Source organism: Aquimarina megaterium XH134 (assembly GCF_000520975.1).
GTDB lineage: Bacteria > Bacteroidota > Bacteroidia > Flavobacteriales > Flavobacteriaceae > Aquimarina > Aquimarina megaterium.
Window position 1 is genome coordinate 1 of the sequence record NZ_JACB01000155.1, and the last position, 435, is coordinate 435.

Below are 435 nucleotides of genomic sequence, written 5' to 3' on the forward strand. Positions count from 1 at the left end.
GGGCGTTGTATCTTTTTCTAAAAAAATTCAAAACCATACATAAAGACAAACTTTTAGGTTTGTCATTTTTATGATCATTACCTGTTCGTTCTGGTACAGTAGTATCATTGTAATCAAAATTGAATTATTAACTTTTTTAAATATTTTACAAAATGAAGGATATCTTAAACCTATCAGGAGTACAAAAATTAAGTAAAGAGCAACAGCAAAATATCAAAGGAGCGTTTGTTTCAGCACCATATTGTAAAGACAATAGATTTTGCTGTGTTAGATTTCCAAACGGAACCGAAATGTGCGATTACGGATATTGTGATCGTTGGGGACGTTGTACATGGGCATAACCAAAAACAATATTGTACATCATCACTAAAAGATGATAGTGAACCTCCTATTATTACTCTTTTAAAAACAATTTTTATAAGTTGAAATTTATAA

1 protein-coding gene is annotated in these 435 nt (G+C 29.7%); it reads left to right on the forward strand.

The window, feature by feature from the left end:
- Positions 1–152: 152 nt before the first annotated feature.
- Positions 153–341: a hypothetical protein gene (locus Z053_RS0127530; RefSeq protein WP_025668177.1), complete on the forward strand. Its 189-nt coding sequence runs from the start codon at positions 153–155 to the stop codon at positions 339–341.
- The last annotated feature ends 94 nt before the right edge of the window (positions 342–435 follow it).

Bases quoted from the DNA above. Each gene is read 5' to 3' on its own strand.
- Z053_RS0127530 (WP_025668177.1), top strand. From the start codon at position 153: ATGAAGGATATCTTAAACCTATCAGGAGTACAAAAATTAAGTAAAGAG.